We start from the raw sequence: 2,863 nt of genomic DNA, 5'->3' as shown, positions 1-2,863 counted from the left end.
GCGCTGATCGATCTCGCGCTGTTTCGCTCGCGCGTGTTCGGTGCGGCAGCCGGCACGCAGTTCCTGTCGAACGGCGCGCTGTATGCAGGCCAGATGCTGATTCCGGTGTTCCTGATCCAGGCATGCGGGCGCTCGCCGGGCGAGATGGGCTGGCTGCTCGCGCCGCTCGGGCTCGGCATGCTCGTCACCTATCCGTCGATGGGCGCGCTGACGAGCCGGTTCGGCGTACGCCGGCTGGCCGCCGCCGGTGCGTTGCTCGCACTCGTCGCCACGCTGCCGCTCGTGTTCCTCGCGCTGACCGGCTACGATCCGCGCGTGCTCGTCCCGGCGCTGTTTCTGCGCGGCATGGGCCAGAGTGCGATCGGCGCGCCGTCGATCGCCGCCGCGTATGCATCGGTCGAACGCCGCGACCTGCCGATGGCGACCACGTCGCTCAATATCGTGCAGCGGCTCGGCGGCCCGACGTTCACCACGCTATGCACGCTGTTCCTCGCGTGGCGGCTGCAGGCCGAAGCGGCGTCGGTCGGCGGCACGCCGGCCGTCGCGTATGCATGGGCGTTCGGCCTGCTGTGCGCGCTGCATGCGGCGAGCTTCGCGACGACGCTGCGGCTGCCGTTGCGCTCGGCCGGTGCAGGCGGCGGCGACTGACGAACCGGCAACGCACCGGCCGGTTCGCGCCGAACCCGGGCGGCGCCGCGTGCGCGGCCTCCCGCTACGGCAGCCACATCGGCACGATCGACGCCACCAGCAGCACGCCGAGCCCCGCATTCAGGCAGCGCCACTGCCGCTCCGTGCGCAACACGCGTGCGAACAGCAGCCCGGCGAAACACCACAGCGACAACGACGCCATCGCCGCCACGCCGAATGCAAAACCGAGCAGCACGCCGAGCCGCGCCGGCCCCGACGCGAGCGCCGCAAACGACGCGGCCGCACCGAGCGTCATCGCCCAGCCTTTCGGGTTGTGCCACAGCATCCACACGCCGCTGACGAACCCTTGCGGCCGGTGCACGTCGACATCGAGGCGCGGCTTGCCGCCACGACCGATGCGTAACGCCAGCCATATCAGGTACGCCGAGCCGACCGCCTTCATCACGAGCTGCAACGCGGGCAGCGCGAGCAGCACACTGCCGAGCCCGGCGGCGGCCGCCGCCGCCATCGACGCCAGGCCCGCGGCGATGCCTGCCATCAGCGGCAGCGAACGCCGATAGCCGAAATGGGCGCCCGATGCGGTCGCCAGCGTCGTCGCGCCACCCGGCGTCACGGTGGACACGATCACGAACAGCAGCAGCGGCAGATAGTCGTGAAGCGGCACGAGGGCTCCCGGTCGTCGTGATCGAAGCCCCGTTTTTACCTGCGATTCTTGCATTACGACAGCGAAACATTTTGATGCCTGTCATTAGCGGTCATAATGCGACGCATGACACGCAATCTCGACCTCGCGCTGCTGCGCGCATTCGTCTCGGTCGCCGATCATCGCAGCATGACGGCGGCCGGCCACGCGCTGCACCTGACGCAAGGCGCGATCAGCCAGCAGGTTGCGCGGCTCGAAATGCTGTCCGGCCCGCTGTTCGTCCGCGAGCATCGCAACCTGCTGCTGACGGCGGCCGGCGAGCGGCTGCTCGAACAGGCGCGACGGCTGCTCGCCGCCCACGATGCGCTGCTCGCCGAGCTGACCGCCGGCGCGGTGGAAGGCACGGTACGTGTCGGTGCGCCGCAGGATCTGGTCGGCACCTGTCTCGCGCCGATCCTGAAAAGCTATACCCACGCGCATCCGCGGGTCGCGCTCACGCTCGTGTGCGCGGCGTCGCCGGAGCTGCGGCGCGGGCTCACGCACGGCAACCTGGACGTCGCGCTGATCGAGGCCCCGGTCGGGTCGTCGCGCGGCGAGTGCATCGCCGTCGACCGGCTGGTCTGGGTCGGCGCGAAAGGCGGCACCGCGCACCGGCACTCGCCGCTGCCGGTATCGATGGTCGCGCAGACCTGCGCATTCCGCCCGACGGTGCTCGACGCACTGCGCGGCTGCGATCGCCCGTGGCGCACCGTGTTCGAGAACGGCAGTTTCGATGCCACGGCCGCGACCGTGCGCGCCGATCTCGCCGTGACCGTCTGGCTCGCGTCCACCGTGCCGCCCGACCTCGAGATCCTGCCGGCCGGCGGCGGCCTGCCCGCCCTGCCGAATTTCTCGATCAACCTGCATGTGCCGCGCGGCCAGCACACGCCGGCCGCGACGGAACTGGCCCGCTACCTGCGCAACGGTTTCGCGCGCCTGCGCGCGCTCGCGTAGCGCCGCATCGCGCTACACCGTGCCCGGCTCCTGCGGCGCGGGCGTCGTGCCCGCCGCCTCCAGCGCCTGATGCAGCGTGGCGAAGATGCACGACGCGCCGACCACCTCGGTGATCCCGTGACGATCCATGTCCGCACGCAGATAGCGGTTCACGCGCCCGAACAGCACGCCGATCCCGCGCGCATGCAGCGCCCTGACGAGATCGGCCAAGGTCCGCGCGGCCGAATAGTCGACATCGGTGATCGCGCCCGCGTCGACGACGAACCAGCGCGGCGGCAACGGTGCCGCGTCGACGAGTTCGGTCACTTCGGCAGCGAACAGGTGATCGTTCGCGAAGAACAGGTCGGCGCCGAACCGGTAGACGATCAGCCCCGGCGCCGTCATCGCGCCGCGCCGGGTCGGCACCGGCTGCCAGCGCCCGTTGCCGGCGACCGGTTCGAGCACCATCGTGTGCGGCTGGTAGCTGTGGCGCACGTGCCGCATCAGCGACAGCGCGACGGCCAGCAGGATGCCCTGCTCGACGCCGACCGTCACGACGGCCGCGGCCGTGATCAGCGCAAGCGTGAATTCGCCGGGGCG

The 2,863-nt window shown here is 71.0% G+C and carries 4 protein-coding genes; 2 read left to right on the top strand and 2 right to left on the bottom strand.

All coding sequences use genetic code 11. From position 1 onward, the window contains the following. Positions 1–648 (top strand): MFS transporter (locus JMF90_RS31855; RefSeq protein ID WP_201325921.1); only part of this gene is annotated, 648 nt, incomplete at its 5' end. A 64-nt stretch (positions 649–712) separates the two neighbouring features. Here the strand turns inward: JMF90_RS31855 and JMF90_RS31850 are convergent. After that, positions 713–1,366, bottom strand: coding sequence for a LysE family translocator (locus JMF90_RS31850; protein ID WP_011694768.1), 654 nt, complete (start codon positions 1,364–1,366; stop codon positions 713–715). Positions 1,367–1,408: 42 nt separating this feature from the next. Between JMF90_RS31850 and JMF90_RS31845 the strand changes: the two genes are divergently transcribed. Then, positions 1,409–2,284 carry a LysR substrate-binding domain-containing protein gene (locus JMF90_RS31845; RefSeq protein WP_011547542.1) on the top strand — a complete coding sequence of 292 codons (876 nt, stop codon included), beginning with the start codon at positions 1,409–1,411 and terminating at the stop codon, positions 2,282–2,284. A gap of 12 nt (positions 2,285–2,296) precedes the next feature. Here JMF90_RS31845 and JMF90_RS31840 read toward each other — a convergent pair. Continuing rightward, positions 2,297–2,863: STAS domain-containing protein (locus JMF90_RS31840; protein WP_201325920.1), on the bottom strand; the 567-nt coding region annotated here is incomplete at its 5' end.

This window comes from Burkholderia sp. E168m23 (assembly GCF_016586125.1).
Taxonomy (GTDB): Bacteria; Pseudomonadota; Gammaproteobacteria; order Burkholderiales; family Burkholderiaceae; genus Burkholderia; species Burkholderia orbicola.
This window is presented reverse-complemented; position numbering and strand designations above follow the sequence as displayed.